This window comes from Phormidesmis sp. 146-12 (assembly GCF_052939495.1).
Genome location: NZ_JBJPHS010000120.1, coordinates 1 through 17,208, shown reverse-complemented (window position 1 = coordinate 17,208; position 17,208 = coordinate 1). Strand labels below are relative to the sequence as shown.

Sequence of the window (17,208 nt, the reverse complement as noted above, 5' to 3'; positions counted from 1 at the left end):
TTCAGATTTCTGGCGATTTGGCAACCCCTTCTTGAGAATGGTGCAAGATCTGAGCGATCGCTTGTTCATGCAGTGGTGTAACAACAAGATCGATTCCAGCACTGTTAAAGGCACAATCGAGTTTGCTGATGAAATCGCTTTAGAGAAAAGCTTAGACAAATCTTGCCAGCAAAAAACTGAGAGCAAAGGAAAAGGCATGAAAGCTGACGTGGGATAACATCGCAGCCTCAAGCGAGTATTGCCAAAAGAGCCAACCAAAAGCAATGCCAGCAATCCCATTGAGTAATATCGCCCGAATAATCACAAGCGGAGTGAGTGGAACGATCGCGGCAGTTGCGGGCAGGTGTAAAAGTCCAAATACCAACGCGGCTAGAACGATCGCACCCTGGTAAATCCCTTGGCTTGGCAACGTAATGCCCTGTTTTAACACCTTCCACGCTATCCAAACAAGCAGCGACATTAAGCCCCAGCGCATCAGAATTTCCTCAGTGATGCCGCCATAAAGCATTGCTGTAAGCGAACTTAGCCAATTCGGCTCTGTGTGATGGGATGCCTGTAGCGCTTCAGGTAGAGCAGGTTTCATGAACTGATCGAGCAACAGGAGAATGATCGTTGTCGCTGCACCCACACCCAAGCTCCATTTCATCTCAATGACAGAAGATGGAATCTTAGGGGTATGAAGTACCCAGTAGTCAATCAAATGTGAGCGTAATCCAACGCGATAGGCACAGCCAATTCCGATCAGAATGCTGATTGCCAGTGGAACTGTATACTGTAGTGCTTGCAGCAGCATTAAAACCCACAGTGGCAGAACTTTTGCCAGTAGTTCTGGAGACAGTTTTGCCAACTGTTGCTCAACTAATGGAACCGACGTAATTGTAAACATCGCAATTCCCGCACTGCCCAACACAAATAGAATCCCAAATTGTTTCAAAACTGCCATTGATTCAATCTCCAGAGACATCAGAATACTGGGTAGACACGAAATCGATTTTCAGACCGCAGGTTGATCTTCTGCGTTACTTCATGCCCGTTTATTTCCCAGCCCCGACATTCAACCCCGTCCAGTGAGCCGCAAAAGCCCACATATCTGCCGTTTCCTCGATAATCTTGTCGATGGGCTTGCCTGCTCCATGTCCTGCGCGCGTCTCAATGCGGGCAAGGTGGGGCTTGTCTCCAATCTCCGCTGCCTGAAGCGCGGCGACGTATTTGAAGGTGTGTCCCGGCACCACGCGATCGTCCGTGTCGGCAGTGGTGGCAAGGATCGCGGGATAGTCCTTGCCAGACTGGATGTTGTGATAAGGCGAATAGTTCAAGAGGTTACGGAAATCCGCTTCCTGTGCTGGAGACCCAAACTCGTCTACCCACGTTTTCCCGCTCGTGAACTGGTCGAAGCGGAGCATGTCCATGACACTGACCTGGGGCAGTGCGGCGGCAAACAGATCCGGTCGCTGATTGACCACTGCGCCAATCAGGAGTCCGCCATTCGATCCGCCCTGAATCGCCAAGCCGTTGTGGGGCGTGATGCTCTGCGCCTTCAGATACTCGCCCGCTGCGATGAAATCGTCGAAGACGTTCTGCTTGTTCTGACGACGACCCGCTTCGTGCCATGCCTTGCCATATTCGGAGCCGCCGCGAATGTTAGCAACAGCATACACCCCGCCCTGTTCGACCCACCCCAGAAGATCCGGCGAGAAAGCGGGAACCAGGGGGATTCCATAGCCTCCATAGGCATAGAGTATGGTCGGTGCCGAACTGGTAACATCCTTGCGCCGAACAATGAACATCGGGACACGGGTGCCATCCTTCGAGGTGTAGAACCGCTGTTCGATCGCGATCCGGTTGAGATCGATCGCTACCTTGGGTTGTGCCCACACCCGCGCCGTGTTGCTGGCGACATCGTATCGATAGATCACGCCCGGAGTGTTGAAGCTGGTGAAGACGAAGAAGGTTTCTGGATCGCTCTGGTCGCCCTTAAAACCGCCAGCGGTGCCGATACCCGGCAGTTTCACCATACCATCAGCCTTGCCATCTAGCGTGTAGCGTCGAACTTCCGTCTTCACGTCAGCCATGTAAGAGATCAGTAACCGTCCAGCGACCAGCGACGCATTGAGCAGAACCGAATTCTGCTCTGGCACCACATCCCGGATTACTGGGTCGGCAGCGGCGATGTCCATCGTCACCACCTTGGAGCGCGGCGCGTCCTGGCTAGTCATGAGGAAGAACTTTGTCCCCACATTGCCGACGAGCAGCCATGAATCATCAAGATTATCGACCAGCTTGTGGAGTTTCCAGTCGGCGCTCTGGAGATCCACCAGGGTCAGTGTGTTGCCGATTGAAACGGGCGTGGAAACGATCGCGACGTAACGCCCATCTTCGGTGATGCCCAAAGAATGCAGCATATTCGGCTGATCCGGGTTTGTATAGACCAGTCGATCTTGTGCCTGGGGGGTGTCGATCGCGTGAAAATAGACGGCATGGTTGGCTACGCTCGCTTGCGATTCGGTGCCCTGCTTCGGCTCAGGATAACGGCTGTAGAAAAAGCCAGACCCATCCTTAGTCCATGAGATGTTGGTGAACCTTGCCCATTTCACTTCATCGTTGAGTACCTTGCCCGTGTTTACGTCCAGCACCCGAATCGTGCGCCAGTCCGTGCCGCCATCCTGCACCGCATAAGCCACGCGCTTACCGTCGTCGGAAGCTGACCACTCGGCAAGTGCGATCGCCCCATCCTTTGCCCAGGTATTGGGATCGATCAGGACGCGCCCTGCGCCATCCACGCTGTCGCGGACATAGAGAACCTGTTGGCTCTGAAGTCCGGAATTATGGAGGTAGAAATACTGTCCACCCTTTTTGACCGGAATAGAGAACCGCTCATAGTTGTACAACTGCTTCAGTCGATCCTTGAAGATATCTCGACCCGGTAGCTTATCGAGATAATCGTTGGTGACTTTGTTCTGCGATTCGACCCAGGCGGCGACTTCCTTATCGTTGCGGACATCGTTTTCTAGCCAGCGATAGGGGTCAGCGATCGTCTGTCCAAAAAGCTTTTCGACAACATCAACTCGCTTGGTTTCAGGATAGGTGATTGTAGTAGGCATCATTGCTGTGGACTCCGTGCAAGCGGAGGCGAAATGGGTGGTAAAGAGTAGCGCGAGAGCGAAAAGGGCTGCACGGCGCAGCGGTCTCTTTTGCAATGGGAGTCGAAATCCAAAGCGGTTGAATTTCAGTCCTTCTCGTCGTGATTTTGCAGTGTTGAACATAGTGACCTACGGAAGAATGCCGTCTTGTTGTAGTTGCTTCTGGAGCGGTTTTGGCAGATTTTTGATTTTGCAATGTTTGGGAGAATCACCCTCATAGCGCCAGGATCGAATTTCTCTAGAGCGATCGAACTCGACATCAATCTCACAGAAATCACGATCGACAATCGTGTTGCCTCCGGTAATCACCGTATTTCTCTCGCCTCGACGGTTCCGAGACTCATTCACAGAGATCGGCTGCTTAAACGACTGTTCTCGATCCGTTTTGTAGGAATAGATGGTGTTCCCATTGGGTAACGTGAGCGTTGTCGTGGGTGTACCATATTTGCGAACAAACTCATTGATATCTCGACCAATCCAACTGTTCATTGTGCTATTCAATTGTTCTTTCGATTTGCGATCGTCGCACCCGAACAAGCTCACGCTTGCTAAAATTAGCAGCATCGAAATCCAAGTCTTCATATTCATTCCTCTGTGTTGAAAAGTCCTCATGTGCGATCGTTCATTTCAGTTGCAGTAAAGCTAGGTCAATGTGCGCGATCGATTGTTGGTGCAGTCGTTTGAAGGGAGAGTCGATCGCGTTGTGTTGATCTGAAGTGTACTGAGTTCCAATCCTTGATTTCTTCCAGATTCTTATGGTGAAGAGCAAGTTCGTTTCAGTATCATCCGATTTAGCTATGAATGTTCAGAATTCACTCGCCATGTAATCACAATGATTTCTGCAAACACTAAGACCACTAATAGCCTCGAAAACGCTCGTAGAATGGCTTCCATCGTCCAGTTCTGACTCTGAATAAACAATGTTCACCCCAATCACCAACCAGGGTAGAATGACCGCTGAATTGCGGCTGCGATAGAAACGGATCGTCGTCTCCGGCCAAAATGGGAAGGTACTGAGGAGACAAACGAGGTAGGATGCTCCCGCATTGATGAACAAGCTGGTTTGAAGACTCGAAGGCAGATTCGGATATCCAAGCGCGGTAGCTTCGCTTTACGCAGTGTTCGCGGTCAGACAAACTCCCAGCGCGAGATACAAGAAAGTAAACAAGGTAAATCGTTTCATTTGAGATTCGCTTAGTTTGACGAGAACCCGAAAACGCAAGTCTAAAGTTCACTCCTACTATTTCCGATGAAGCTTATTCTCTGTACCAGACGCGCACACATTGAAAGCAGTTGATTGTAATGCCTTGACTGATCATCACTGGGTAGAAACCATTGCTGGTCGTCACTCCGTAGACCCCATCACTTGTGCCTTCGATGCGATCGCGTAAAACAAAGGTCTCAACATTGATCATCTGTATCGTTGTACTTTCGATCCACTGATTGACAGCACTCACAACCTCAAAGAAGGATTCATACTCGGCAGCTCCGCCGAAGGGTTCCCGTTCAGTAATCCGAGGCGCAAAATCTTTGCACTGAATCATTTTATTCACCACCTTAAAACTGTAGAGTTGACTATCATTTATTGAATTCATATTTCATTTACAAGAACAGTCCGCGCACGTTAACTGACATGATTTTGTCAAAGTGCTCAATTGATTGTTCGTGCAATGATTTGAAAAGAGAGTTGATCAAGCATTGTTGAAGGCGCAATCGAGTTTGCTACGCCGCGCTACTGATTTCATCCTTGACCTCGGTTTTGATAACGAAAGCCCTTAATTCGACAATCTTGCTGCCGCGAAAGCGCCAGATGTCGCAGTACGAGTAATGAGCCGCCTTCCTGTCCTCGTCCTTCATTGTAATGTCGCCTGTGATGTCGCCGAGTGCCGTAACAAAATCACCCTCAGCGATTAAGTTGGCAACCATAAACTTTGGCGGCTCTACGTATGTCGTTGCCATCCATTGGCGAACGGCTTCTTTCCCTTTAAGGGTTTTGTCGCCTACAAATATCCATTCCACATCGTCGGCGCAGAATGACAAAAATCCTTCATTGCTGCCTTCAGCGATCGCCGCGTTTGCCTCTTCTAAGATTGCTTTATTTTTGCCTAACATTTGCATCTCTCCTCTGTTCAAGTGAATGCTTTAATGGAGCGGTTTTCCGATCGCCGCGGCCTTCTCGTCAGCGTAGTTGCCAAATGACCCTGTTGCCGCTTATGCAAAACTCACGGAATAATTGCAGTAACGCGGATTTCAATCCGCATCGTTGGCAGTGCAAGAACTGCAACTCCTACCTCTGTCCAAATGGGGGCATGGTTGGGCATGTAATGACGAAATAGCTTGACCATCACATCGTTAACCTCTGGGGGAAACCCGCCAACATGGTAAGAATTGATGTGGACAACATGCTCCCAACCCGCACCAGCAGTCGCCAAGGTTCGTTCTACGTTCCGAAACGCCTGAGCAATCTCATCCGCAAGCGATTCGGGAATTTGCAGATTGTCATCCACCCCGCCTTGGCCTGATGTCTCCACGCGATCGCCAATTTTTACCGCTTGCGAGTAATGCAATTCATTCAGGCGTTCCCCATAGCCGGGGGTGACAAAAAATTCGGGCTGATTCATTATGTTCCTTTGTTTAGTACGTTTGACTCTATCTCGCACTGCTGAGGCAGCTTGCAAGATCTGATTGACTTGAGGAGGTGCCAGGTCAGCCTGTGCTGGTGAACACCATGATTAGAAACGAGGGCAGGTTGAGAACGACGTGGACGACGAGACCGGACCAGATCGATCCACTGCGGCGGAAGACCTCGGCGGTGGCGAGACCCGCTACCACTGCTGCGGGGAAGGTGGTGTTGATCCCATGCATAAGGGCGAAGATCACAGTGCTGCCCACGACCCCAACGAACGGTCCGTAGCGCAGCAGCGCGTTGGTGATGATGCCGCGATAGAGCAGTTCCTCGCCGAGGGGTGAGAAGACCGCGATGAACACCGTGCTTAAAACCAGAGACAGCAACCCGCCTCGACTGCCATCTACGTAAACATCCTGGATATTGTTCGTGTCCCCAGTGATCCGAATCCAAGCTAAGACTGCCAAACCCCTGAGCACGAAGGCGACCACTCCGACTCCGACCCCGATCAGGAGCCAGCGAACAGAGGTGCGGCGCACACCGAAGGCGCTCAGGGAAGGAATCCGCAGCCGCGCAGCCACAGCAAACGCAATTAGGGTGGCGACACCCGTCCATGAAGTCAAGATCAGACCGTAGACTGCGGGGTCGAGACCAATTCGCTTAAGTTGCGAGACACCGACGAACGCAACGATCGCGTAAACGACGAGACCGACAACGATTTCGAGCCAGCCCGGACGGGAGACTGTGTTTGTTGCGGCGGTGGTCTTTCCTGGCTCCTGTAGATGGTTAGAAGTAACTTTAGACATGATGATGAAGTCTTTTGGTAAATTTGCTTGTGGTTTTACGAACTGATGAGATCACCGACGACCAATCCGATCGCTCTGGGAAACGGGTTCGGATACCTCGTCGCGTTTGAACACCTTGTAGGCGATCGCCAGGAATACGGGGATTGCAACCAGCACCGATAGCGCCACGTAGGTCGCGTGGAACTCGCTGACGGTGAACAGAGCTGGCGTGGTCACGGCGGTTCCGGCTGCATTGAACAGGAGGAAGCCGACGATGTTGTTCGCGAAGTGTACGCCGATGGCAAGCTCGGTGGTTCCGTCAATCAACGAGACTACGGTCCACAGCAGACCCGGAACGAGGAAGTAGTTGGAAAAGACCGTGAGCCAGCCGCCCGCGATCGCCTCCGGGTTGAGGAGATGCGGCAGGGTGAAGATTATGGCTGGCACGATCGCCAGAAACACGCGGTTGGACCAAACAACGCTCGCGCCCTGCACGATGTATCCGCGAAAGAAAAGCTCCTCGGTGGTGGTCTGGATCGCGGTGAGAACCAGTGAGATCGGGACGAAGAGCGCGAACGTCACAAGGTCGGAGTTGAAGGAGAAGGTGTCGGGATAGAAGAAGTACTGTCCCAGCACACCGATCAGGCAGATTGGCACGAACCACGCCACAAACCCGTGACCGACACGATGCCAGTTGATCTTCTCCCGCGCCGTGATCAGCGTCCGGAGGGGGCGGCGGTGGACGAGAGAGACGGCGATGAGGATTCCCGCGAGGAAGAACGGAAAACTCGCCATGATCACCAGGAAACTCCCCACGGAATCCTCTCTACCGTCAAGCGCGAACGCGACGAGCGCGCTGCCGACGCTGCCGACCACCAGCCACGCAAAGAGGATGATCACCAGCCCCAGAACATACCGCCACCCCCGATACTTACCCCACCGGGCAGCCTCCACGTAAGTCGCGTCTTTCACTTCCGTTCCGCTTCCCTGATGTCCTTTGATTGCTTTAAACTTCATCTTTGTCTCCTTGACTCGTGCGTGGATGTAGTGCTTGGATCTGACCGCTAGTTACCTGGGAGAACGCTTACACTGAATTACTTTCACATTTCGTAGATAGTTCAACTCAGGCTCAAAATTCGTAGGACAGAAAGCATACACAATGTCCTGAGGTCGGCTAATGACTAAACGGTAGGCGGGTGGAATTCCTTCAGAACTTTCAATCATTTCGATTCTGGGAATCACTTGTGGACTAATTTGAGCCAGGGATGGAAAACTGAACAGCAACAATAGGCTGAGTAGGATTGTTGCTGAGATGACTCGTGGGGATTGTTGAAGTCTGGACAGAATCTTGTTCATTAGAAGTTTCCTCATGAGTTTCTTCGGAAGTTTTTCTGAGTGATTAATAGGATTTCCAGGGGAGCGGCGATCGATAGGGATTCTCCCGCATATCCAGCACTTCCCAAGTCACAGGGTTGACCTGTCCTGTGACGGAGATGTTGTAGCGTCGTTGTAAATCTCTCACCGCAGCCTGTGTAATCGAACCAAATACACCATCGACAGCGGCACCACTGGGATTTCCCAACCTGACTCCGGCGGCATGTAAGAACCCATTATCCGAGAGAATTTGCTGCAACATTTGCACTCTTCTACCCCGATCGCCCCGTCTCAAAGTTGGCAATGTGATATCCGTGTAGGCAGTAGCGACCAGCATCGGAGAGGGCTGAGGTGGAGGAGTGGCGATCGCCGGATGCATTCGCAAAATCCCAGATATTCCCGTTATGACGGCGATTGACAGAGTAGTTTTAGTCAGTATTGCGGTAATTCTGGAAATTGATCGTCGTGTTGTAGTCGATTTCATCATCATTCTCCTGTTTGTCGCTATGAATGATTCTTATCGTGTTAGCGAACCTGTTTTGGAGTCATTCCAGTAATGCGCTTGAACTGTTGCGTCAGATGGCTTTGACTGGAGAAGCCAACTTGTAAAGCGATGTCTACGATCGCTAAATCCGTTTTCGACAGCATCGATTTCGCTTGTTCCACCCGCTGTTGAATCACATACTGGTGTGGAGAAATGTCGATCGCTTGTTTGAATGCACTAGCAAAGTAAGTCGGGCTAAGATTCAGCGTCTCTGCAAGTTCGACCAGCGACAAGTCTCGATCGAGGTGAGTCTGAATATAGTCGAGGACTTGTTGCAATTGAGTACACGTTAAGCCTTTGTGCTTGAATTCAAGGGTTGGTATTGTCGTTGCTAGCATGGTTCAAAAATTGGTAATTTGTTCAACAAAACAGGCAAAAGCTAGCGATCGCGCATTCGATCGCTGACTCGCACGAACAAACAAGTCAGATGTAAATAGAGCTTAGTAACTTGCAGAAACAATGGCGGTCATCAACTCTGTGATTTTCCAGCGCCCGGTATATCGAATTCCACTGATAAACAGGGCTGGAGCAGTCGTTACTCCACTCTGGATTCCGCCTTCGATATCTTCATTGATGCGATCGATATGCACTTGTTTAGACAAGTCTTTCAGAAATCGAGGGATATCAAGCCCTAAATCGTTGGCGTACTCGATAAGATAACCATTCTTCAAATTTTGTTGATGAGCAAATAAAGTGTCGTGCATTGACCAAAACTGTCCCTGGGCGGCGGCGGCAATGGCTGCTTGGGCTGCTCGTTGAGCATGAGGATGAATCTGTATTTGCGGAAAATGACGGAAGATAAAGCATAAATAATCTTCTTCAAAAGAAGCATTAAGCTCTCGTTTGATCCCTTGAATCAGCTTGTAAACCTCTGCACTTTTGGAGTCTTGATAATCTCCATACATCACCAGCACGACCTTGGCGCTCAGCACACCTTGCATCCAATCTTGAGTTGACGGGGGTACAAGTAAGGAACTGTGGCTACGATCGTCGTTCATTTTTCTACATCTGCATCAAACATGGAACCTGGCAATAAAAGCTGGGAAAAACCTGATGATTTAGGGCATTCCCAGCGTCAGCAATTTGAACGTGGGTTGAATAACTTTGAGAACGGGGGTTGCTGCGTTAGCGTAGGTTTCGCCAGCGACGAGCAAATTCCCCTAGCACTGAACTAGAGAGTTGCGATTGCAACCATTCAAATGCCGTTTTTTGATAGGGGTAGTTCGATGGCTCGTAGTAATTGGCTGCATCAGTCAGTCGAATGGGCGCACCTCGACGAAGAGCTTGCCAAGTTTGAGGGCCAACGATGCCATCTACAGCAATGCGATTCTGCTGCTGGAACTTAACCACTGCGGCGCGAGTCGCATCTCCAAAGTCTCCATCAACTGCAATGTTTGCTCCCTTCGCATTCAGCAATTGTTGTAGCTCAGTGACAGCAGCACCAGAATCGCCTTGGCGTAGCATTGGGTCTGTCGCTGTGGCTGTGGGGGTAGAAGTCATAGATTTATCTCCACTGTGTTAGGGTTGAAAATCCGATCAGGTTTACGGCTCTCAAGGAGCATGATTTGCCTGATCGTGATCCTGCAAATAAGATTCAAGGTTGGTTAGGCTAGGAAATAGGCGCTGAAGTTAGGCAAAGTTCGCTGCGTAACCCACGTTCTCGAACCAACGATACAAGGTTGCCATTTCTGCTCCATTCACTTGCTCAATCCATTGACTGCATCTTTGTTTGCATACATTTAATGTAGGAGATCGCTTTCCATCTGTCGTCTATAGCGAGTTAACTCTTTTACAGTACAGATGGATAGAGTAGCCTTGCCATCGCAAAGTAGAAGGCTGACTATAACTTAAGTTAGAATCGGGCGCACCTAATTCGTTTAGGAAGTACATCAGTTCGTAGATTAACTATCAGAGTAGGCAGTATCGTCCGTCAAACGTTTCTTTCCCAATCGGGCGGATTCCCAAATCGCTGAATTAGGAAATCAATAACCACCTGAACACGCCGCGAATGCTTACGATTCGGTAAATACAATGCATAAAAGCAGTTCGTCCAGACTCAATTGAATCTGGACGAACTGCTCAATTTATAGTTGAACTTTAGTTGCTTTTAGTCGCTAGCAGTGTGACCAAATCAGCATGAGCTAACACCACATCGGGGTTGCGTTGAAGCGCCGCATCATACTTCACAGCAAAGTCATTTCCAGCTTCATCAGGTGTGAGTAGAATCCGAACATCAGCAATGAGAGCAGCGATTAGCGCTTCGCGCAACTCCAAAGGAACTGCCTTGGAGGTGACAGGCTCATCTGAGTGGATTAACTCATCAGTTTGCACAATCAATTCTGAAAGGCGATGCAACCAGGCAAATTGATCGTGATTGATCACCAGTTGCAGCAATTCACCTTTAGAGACCTGTCCGCGCACTTGTTCGTAGCGAATACGCTCTGTGTCCAACAACAGTTTATGCAAATGCAATAACTTGATGCGGATATCGGTCAGCAGTTGATGTTGGGTAATGCAGTGTTGAAGCATGTTAAGCATGAATCTGTCCCATCCTCCCATTTCGGTAATCGTCGATCGCTTGCCGGATTTCGGCTTCAGTGTTCATCACAAAAGGCCCATAGCGCACCACAGGTTCATTCAGCGGCACTCCAGCAATCAGCAGTAGATCGAGGGGTTGGGTAGCATCCGCAGGATTGACGATCGCCACTTCCTCACCATCCGGTGCAAAAATCACCATTTGCCCATCCTCACCCCGTTCCTGCTCAGTGCCAAACAACCCAGACCCATCGAGGATATAGGCAAAGGCGTTGTACTCTTTCGGTACTGGTTGAACCATGCTGGCTCCCGGTTGGAACGTGAAGTGCAGGTAGATAATCGGGGTGCGGGTTTCAATCACCGCTTTCGCCCCCAACGCTTCTCCCGCAATCACGCGCACCGTCACGGCCCCATCTTTGGTTTGAGCCACCGGAATCTGCGCTGATGGAATTTCCTGATAGCGAGGAGCAATCATCTTGTCTCGCTGCGGCAAGTTGACCCAGAGTTGAATGCCGTGCAGGCGCCCACCTGTGCGAGTAAACTCAGCTTCTGGCATTTCGGAATGTACTACGCCTGCCCCAGCGGTCATCCACTGGGCATCACCGGGATTGAGCAGTCCAGCATGACCGACCGAGTCCTTGTGTTCCAGCCGTCCATCCAGGACGTAGCTGACGATTTCAAAACCACGATGGGGATGATCCGGTGCGCCCTTTGCTTGACCGGGCTTCTGATTCACGGGACCCAATTCATCGAGGAGGAGAAAGGGGTCAAACTCGGAAAAGCTACTCTTGGGAAAGGGACGACGCACCAGGAAGCCCCCTCCTTCAAGCGTTTCTACACTATTAATGATTCCAGCAACGGTTCGGAGTGTTTGAGTTTGAGTTGTCATACAGTTGCCTCCAGGCAAACAGTTTATAAAACTTGTCTCATATATGATTAGTCATATATTAGCATAGAAGGATATAAATTCTATGGGTCGGGTTTGTCCTCCCTATTCGTTCGGTAAACCGCCTATGTCTCTTGCCCATGTGATTCTGGGTCTGCTCCAACAACAGGAGCGGACAGGCTACGACCTCAAAACCAAGTGTTTTGACGATTGCATTTCCCATCTGTGGCCAGCAGATCAGGCACAGATTTATCGGACTTTAGACAAACTGGAGTCACAGGCGTGGATTACCTGTACTGTTGAGATCCAGCACGATCGCCCCAACCGCAAGGTTTACCGGATTACCGAAGCAGGTGAAGCAGAGTTAACCCACTGGCTTCAGACGCATCATCCGTTGCCCGTGTTGCGAGAGCCGCTGCTGGTGCAACTCTATTTTGCGGCTCAGTTGCCTAACGAGGCGATCGCGTATCTGCTAGAGCAGGAACTGGAAGCACGGCAAGAAAAGCTAGCCCAGTGTGAGGCGATCGAGGCTCTATCTTTGGGTAATCCGACTGCATCGCGTGAACAAGAACTGCATCGACTGGTTTTGGACTTAGTGAAGCAACGGGAACAGACTTATTTAGACTGGTTGGAAAAGGCGATACGTGCTACAAACACGCTGCGCGACCGCAACAATCCGTAGCCAATCAACGTAAATTCCTGCTTCAGAAATTCAAGCATTGGCTACCCCTGTAGACGTGGGGTATGCTCCAGTGCATCTCGATCCCAACGTCCTAAATTTGCCGCTGCTTCATAGGTGCTTTGAAAAAAAGCAAGAATCATCGCATCTGGGTCGCTAGCCTGCCTAACGGCTTCATAAGGCAGGACAAACTCTTGCATCTCTGAGCTGTAAAACGCTTCCTTGGGTGCGATCAAGTAATCCTGAAATCCCCCCGGCGCAGGGTAAGCATACGCATAAAAAACAGGGTCTACAACTGACCCACCCCCTGGCCAAAAGCCACAACTACTAACTTCGTGCGAGTAGGCTTCCCGTGTGACCCAATCTGCCATATTTGGTACTCCCCCTGGATGCTCTGGCGCACGACGACCAGAAAACCGAGTCACAGCGAGATCAAAACTTCCCCAGAAGAAATGCACCGGACTGGATTTACCAATAAACCGGGAACGGAACATGGTCATGACTCGATCCGCTTGCACAAGGATTCGCCAGAACCGCTGGGCATACTCTGGGTCATAAGTAGTATGTTGATAATCTTGATCAAACCGGAGTGGTTCTGCAATTTCTTGCGGCATTGTCCAAATTCGGACTTCAATCCCTATCTCGCTCAGTGCAGTCATCACATTTTGGTAGAAATTTGCAACGGAGCGTGAAGTTAGTGGAATTCTTTTGATAATGCCGTCGCTAGTTTCAATCTGTACTTGATGATCGAGGAAATCAAAGCTAATTTGAAAGGTTCGGGTGCCGTAAGGGATGACAGAGGTTGTTAGTCCGCGTGACGTGACATAAAGGGTAGATTGCCACCAGTGATTGAGATTGGGAGCGAGTGCAAGGCGAATTTTACCGACAATCTGTGTCCACCGATGGACAGTTGAATATGTATCCTGCCATGCTGCTAGCGACAAACTGGGCCAAATGCTGTCGGTGGGCGTACTTTGAATAGAAACTGCCATGAGAAGACCTCCATTTAAGGGAAGATATTGGAAGAGCGCTAAATGACATCAAAATCGCTTTAATAGTCCTCTCCCTGCTTATCGACAAAGCACCATAACCACTGTTCTCCCAATTCAGCCGAGCTAACGACCGGATGTCCGGTTGCCTCATAGTGACGGCGAGCATGTTGATGCTCAGAAGAGTCACAACACAGCATCTTTCCACAAGTTTGGCAAATGCGTAGGTGTACCCATCGACTATTGATCCGTGTGCATTCTTCACAACGAAACATTGGATAGTTTGCTTTAGAAATGAGGGTTTCAGCAGCCAGATTGTTGAGATGTTTGCAAATCATATAGCTCCAATTAAGCAAGTGTTTACCTGGGAGCATCCCAATTGTGTAGCACAGTCTTTCTGCCCTCACCCTAACCCTCTCCCCAAGGAGAGGGAACAAGAGATCTGACTCCCTTCTACCTGGGGAGAAGGGCTGGGGATGAGGGCAGTCCGAGATTTTGCACAATTGGGATACTCCCGTTTACCTAGCGCTTATTCGTTGTTCTATTCAACCTAAATCTAATGTGGCAGCAAAGGATAAGGTTACAGGCGGGCATAAAATCTCGTCGCTAATCTTGGCAGAAAGCAGAAAGTTTCATTCTTTCTCCAATAAAACTCATTCTCTGTACCAGACGCGCACACATTGAAAGCAATTGATTGTCAGACCTTGACTGATCATCACTGGGGGAGGCAGCATTTTATCTTTTTCAAAATGCTGCTTCCTATTTTATTTGTTGGTTCCGTAGAGGAAACCTCAAGTATTAATGTCCACCTGAGGTCACTGGGGGGTTGTTGCAAGAAGCTGAGGTTCCGAGGTCACTGGAGGGGTTGTTGCAAGGAGCTGAAGTTCCCATGCAAGGGCGACTCCACTAGCACCGCCATGCTCAAGAAGAATCTCTGATACACCCGCAGATGTTTCTGTACGTGCCCAGTCACGTTGCCATTCAGCAAGTACAGCCATCCAGTTGATTGGAACTGCACCCGCCTGAACTAAGCGGCGAACAGCCATGTCATGAGCTTCCGCAGTAACACCGCCCGAAGCATCGGTAACGATGAATACTTCATAACCTTCACCAAGCGCCTGGATTGCTGGCATTGCAAGACAGATCTCGGTCCAAAGCGCAGCAAGTATAAGTTGCTTGCGGCCACTTTTCTTCACTACATCTGTCACATTTGGATCTTCCCGGGTATTGATGAAAGTGCGGTTGATCGGTTTTTGATCAGGAAAAACATCCTGTAGTCCCTTAATGATGTAACCCCCTCTCTCTTCAATTACTGTGGTCAGGATTGTGGGTACGTTGAACACCTTTGCCAATTTAGCAAGACCAATAACATTGTTAATGATCATGGTCGGTTCATGGCTGTTCAAGTTGGTGAACTGATAGGGCTGGTGGTCAATAAGTACCAGGATGCTATCTTCTGGACGAAGCAGTCCTTCTAGTCCGATTTTTGGATTTTTAGACATCGCTATAAGCTCTTATTCAATGTTTACTTTGCAGACAGTCCCTAGCGTGTGACCTTGACTCAACTTTGCATAAATTTAATGTAAGCGATCGCCTTGAAGCTGTCGTCTACAACAAGTTAAATTTTTTACAGTACAAATTGATAGAGTAATCGTGCGATCGCAAAGTATAGAGCTATCTATACCTTAAGTTAGAATCCCAAGTCGATCGAAAGTACAACTCTACAAACTGACAATGCCGCGTTTAACGGCAACAATTACCGCCTGGGTGCGATCGCTGACATCTAACTTATTCAAAATCCGATTGACATGAGATTTAACCGTGCCTTCGCCGATACTCAAAGCCGCCGCAATCTCGGCATTATTCATCCCCTGTGCCAGTGAGCGGAGGACTTCTAGTTCTCTTTCACTCAGTTCTGGATTGCTGAGGCGCTGTACCAGCTTTGCTCCCACATCGGGCGGAATATACTTCTGACCCCGATGAACGGTGCGAATGGCATTCAGCAACTCGTCCGGTTCAGTTTCTTTCAACAGATATCCTTTTGCGCCTGCCTGCAATCCCCGATAGATATCTTCGTCACTATCATACGTGGTCAGGACAATAATTCGAGCAGATTTAGCAGTCGCACAAATTGCACTGATGGCAGCAACTCCTTCCACTTCAGGCATTCGCAGATCCATGAGCGTAACATCCGGTTTGTGTTCTTCAAATAGCGCGATCGCTTGTTCTCCATTTTCAGCTTGTGCAATCACCTGCATCACTGGGTCACGGTTAATAATCGTGGCTAATCCTTGCCGAAAAATAGCATGATCGTCTGCAATCAGAACTCGAATGGTCGTGGCTTGGCTCATCGTGCTACTCCCGATCGACGGTGACAATCATCTCTGTTCCTTGTCCAGGTTGGCTCCGAATCGTGAGTTGTGCGCCGATGCGCTCTGCCCGTTCGCTCATGCCAAGTAAGCCAAAACCCTCAGAGGCTGGAATACTCCCCACTCCAAAGCCCTGTCCATTGTCTTTCACACGCAAGCAAACCCGATCGCGATCGTAGATTAGCTCGACTCGAATTTCGTCAGCATGGGCGTGTCTAATCGCATTCGTTAATGCTTCCTGTCCGATCCGCAGTAGGTTATTCTCGATTTCAGTCGGTAGAGCATACACTGTACCCTCAATTTCGTAATACAAGGTGGTATCCATTGCGGCAGCTCTGATTTGAGCGACGAGACGATGGAGAGCGCTCTGTAAACTGCCTTCCTCCAAAAGCTGAGGACGGAGCGCAACGACCGATCGCCGCGCTTCAACCAGTCCAGTTCGTGCCAATTCTTTGATCAAGTCTAGGTGTGCCCCAGTTACCTCTAAATCATCCGTTAGCACCTGTTTTGCCGCGCCTACTTGAGCGAGAATACCTGTAAACGCTTGGGCGAGTGTATCGTGAATTTCGCGTGCCATCCGGTTGCGTTCTTCGATAATCGAGGCTGCTTCTGCTTGCTTTTGCAGCATAATATTTCGCGCCAGCCAAATCACCTGCTCGTGCTGAATCGGGGCAATACGAGCCGAAAACCAGATTTCTCGTCCAGATAGCCACTGGCTGTATTCAACGGTGAGGACTTGTTGGGTTCTCAGCACCTGCTGAATGTAACCCAGTAATTCATCAGCTTGTTCTTTAGCAAAGAGTTGATGCAGTGTTTTGCCAACAAGTTCCTCTTTATACAACTCTCTGTATGATGGATTCCCTTCGGTTACGCTGATCACTTGCCCTTCAGCAGTGAAGATGCACAGCGGATCGGGAATGGCTGAAAAGAGCGCCCGTAGTTCTGCTTCAGAGGCTTGCAGCGCAACTTCTGCTTGTTTGCGATCGCTAATGTCTGCAATCACCCCTTCGACGTATCCATCGGCTGCATTCAAATAAGAAGAGGAAAGTCCCCAGAACAATGTCCCATCTCGTTTTCGCATCTGTACTTCAAAGCTTCGCAGTTCCCCATCCCGCTTCATCACCTCAACGGCTTGTTGGCGATCGCTGGGATTTACAAAATAGTCAATGGAGTGTTCCAGCCCAATCATCTCCTCTGGTGAATCAAAGCCAAACAGATGGGCAAAGCGTTGATTGGCATCAACCACTAATCCATCCGAGAGGCGGGTTCGGAAGATGCCGA

At 49.8% G+C, this 17,208-nt stretch carries 21 protein-coding genes; 1 reads left to right on the top strand and 20 read right to left on the bottom strand.

Translation table 11 applies throughout. The features are described from left to right. Positions 1–151 precede the first annotated feature (151 nt). From ACKFKF_RS29680 to ACKFKF_RS29610, 15 genes are all read right to left on the bottom strand, one after another. Positions 152–943, bottom strand: coding sequence for a CPBP family intramembrane glutamic endopeptidase (locus ACKFKF_RS29680; protein WP_446870973.1), 792 nt, complete (start codon positions 941–943; stop codon positions 152–154). Positions 944–1,034: 91 nt separating this feature from the next. Next, a complete protein-coding gene (locus ACKFKF_RS29675; protein ID WP_446870972.1) occupies positions 1,035–3,263 on the bottom strand; it encodes a prolyl oligopeptidase family serine peptidase in 2,229 nt (742 codons plus the stop codon). Positions 3,264–3,269: 6 nt separating this feature from the next. Continuing rightward, positions 3,270–3,722 (bottom strand): hypothetical protein, encoded by a 453-nt coding sequence (locus ACKFKF_RS29670; RefSeq protein WP_446870971.1) that lies wholly within the window; start codon positions 3,720–3,722, stop codon positions 3,270–3,272. Positions 3,723–4,396: 674 nt separating this feature from the next. Then, positions 4,397–4,735, bottom strand: coding sequence for a hypothetical protein (locus ACKFKF_RS29665; protein ID WP_446870969.1), 339 nt, complete (start codon positions 4,733–4,735; stop codon positions 4,397–4,399). Between the two features lie 127 nt (positions 4,736–4,862). Further along, on the bottom strand, positions 4,863–5,252 hold the full coding sequence (locus ACKFKF_RS29660) for a nuclear transport factor 2 family protein (protein ID WP_446861973.1): 390 nt from the start codon (positions 5,250–5,252) through the stop codon (positions 4,863–4,865). Positions 5,253–5,362: 110 nt separating this feature from the next. Next, entirely contained in the window at positions 5,363–5,761 is a 399-nt protein-coding gene (locus ACKFKF_RS29655; protein WP_446861974.1) for a RidA family protein, read from the bottom strand. 85 nt (positions 5,762–5,846) lie between these two features. Further along, positions 5,847–6,572 carry a CPBP family intramembrane glutamic endopeptidase gene (locus ACKFKF_RS29650; RefSeq protein WP_446870968.1) on the bottom strand — a complete coding sequence of 242 codons (726 nt, stop codon included), beginning with the start codon at positions 6,570–6,572 and terminating at the stop codon, positions 5,847–5,849. Positions 6,573–6,623: 51 nt separating this feature from the next. Then, positions 6,624–7,568, bottom strand: a complete 945-nt coding sequence (locus ACKFKF_RS29645; protein ID WP_446870967.1) for a CPBP family intramembrane glutamic endopeptidase — start codon at positions 7,566–7,568, stop codon at positions 6,624–6,626. A 51-nt stretch (positions 7,569–7,619) separates the two neighbouring features. Then, on the bottom strand, positions 7,620–7,907 hold the full coding sequence (locus ACKFKF_RS29640) for a hypothetical protein (protein ID WP_446870966.1): 288 nt from the start codon (positions 7,905–7,907) through the stop codon (positions 7,620–7,622). A gap of 43 nt (positions 7,908–7,950) precedes the next feature. Beyond that, on the bottom strand, positions 7,951–8,409 hold the full coding sequence (locus ACKFKF_RS29635) for a peptidoglycan-binding domain-containing protein (RefSeq protein WP_446870965.1): 459 nt from the start codon (positions 8,407–8,409) through the stop codon (positions 7,951–7,953). Positions 8,410–8,450: 41 nt separating this feature from the next. Beyond that, positions 8,451–8,807, bottom strand: a complete 357-nt coding sequence (locus tag ACKFKF_RS29630; protein ID WP_446870964.1) for an AraC family transcriptional regulator — start codon at positions 8,805–8,807, stop codon at positions 8,451–8,453. A 102-nt stretch (positions 8,808–8,909) separates the two neighbouring features. Continuing rightward, positions 8,910–9,467: a DsbA family protein gene (locus ACKFKF_RS29625; protein ID WP_446870963.1), complete on the bottom strand. Its 558-nt coding sequence runs from the start codon at positions 9,465–9,467 to the stop codon at positions 8,910–8,912. 127 nt (positions 9,468–9,594) lie between these two features. After that, positions 9,595–9,969, bottom strand: a complete 375-nt coding sequence (locus tag ACKFKF_RS29620; RefSeq protein ID WP_446869714.1) for a peptidoglycan-binding domain-containing protein — start codon at positions 9,967–9,969, stop codon at positions 9,595–9,597. A 597-nt stretch (positions 9,970–10,566) separates the two neighbouring features. After that, positions 10,567–11,007 (bottom strand): hypothetical protein, encoded by a 441-nt coding sequence (locus ACKFKF_RS29615; RefSeq protein ID WP_446870961.1) that lies wholly within the window; start codon positions 11,005–11,007, stop codon positions 10,567–10,569. Continuing rightward, positions 11,000–11,893 carry a pirin family protein gene (locus ACKFKF_RS29610; RefSeq protein ID WP_446870960.1) on the bottom strand — a complete coding sequence of 298 codons (894 nt, stop codon included), beginning with the start codon at positions 11,891–11,893 and terminating at the stop codon, positions 11,000–11,002. The genes ACKFKF_RS29615 and ACKFKF_RS29610 overlap by 8 nt, the downstream gene beginning before the upstream one ends. Before the next feature lie 124 nt (positions 11,894–12,017). Here ACKFKF_RS29610 and ACKFKF_RS29605 point away from each other — a divergent pair, with 124 nt between their 5' ends. Then, a complete protein-coding gene (locus ACKFKF_RS29605; RefSeq protein ID WP_446870959.1) occupies positions 12,018–12,572 on the top strand; it encodes a PadR family transcriptional regulator in 555 nt (184 codons plus the stop codon). A gap of 41 nt (positions 12,573–12,613) precedes the next feature. Here the strand turns inward: ACKFKF_RS29605 and ACKFKF_RS29600 are convergent, their stop codons facing one another. The 5 genes from ACKFKF_RS29600 to ACKFKF_RS29580 form a co-directional block, all read right to left on the bottom strand. Further along, the gene (locus ACKFKF_RS29600; protein ID WP_446870958.1) at positions 12,614–13,561 is read right to left on the bottom strand and encodes a DUF5996 family protein; all 948 of its coding nucleotides are present in this window, start codon (positions 13,559–13,561) and stop codon (positions 12,614–12,616) included. A 59-nt stretch (positions 13,562–13,620) separates the two neighbouring features. Next, a complete protein-coding gene (locus tag ACKFKF_RS29595; RefSeq protein WP_446870974.1) occupies positions 13,621–13,833 on the bottom strand; it encodes a UBP-type zinc finger domain-containing protein in 213 nt (70 codons plus the stop codon). Between the two features lie 540 nt (positions 13,834–14,373). Next, positions 14,374–15,060, bottom strand: a complete 687-nt coding sequence (locus tag ACKFKF_RS29590) for a hydrolase (protein WP_446870957.1) — start codon at positions 15,058–15,060, stop codon at positions 14,374–14,376. 219 nt (positions 15,061–15,279) lie between these two features. Further along, positions 15,280–15,909, bottom strand: coding sequence for a response regulator (locus ACKFKF_RS29585; RefSeq protein ID WP_446870956.1), 630 nt, complete (start codon positions 15,907–15,909; stop codon positions 15,280–15,282). A gap of 4 nt (positions 15,910–15,913) precedes the next feature. Further along, positions 15,914–17,208, bottom strand: a 1,295-nt coding sequence (locus ACKFKF_RS29580; RefSeq protein ID WP_446870955.1) for a PAS domain-containing sensor histidine kinase, incomplete at its 5' end; no start/stop codon positions are given.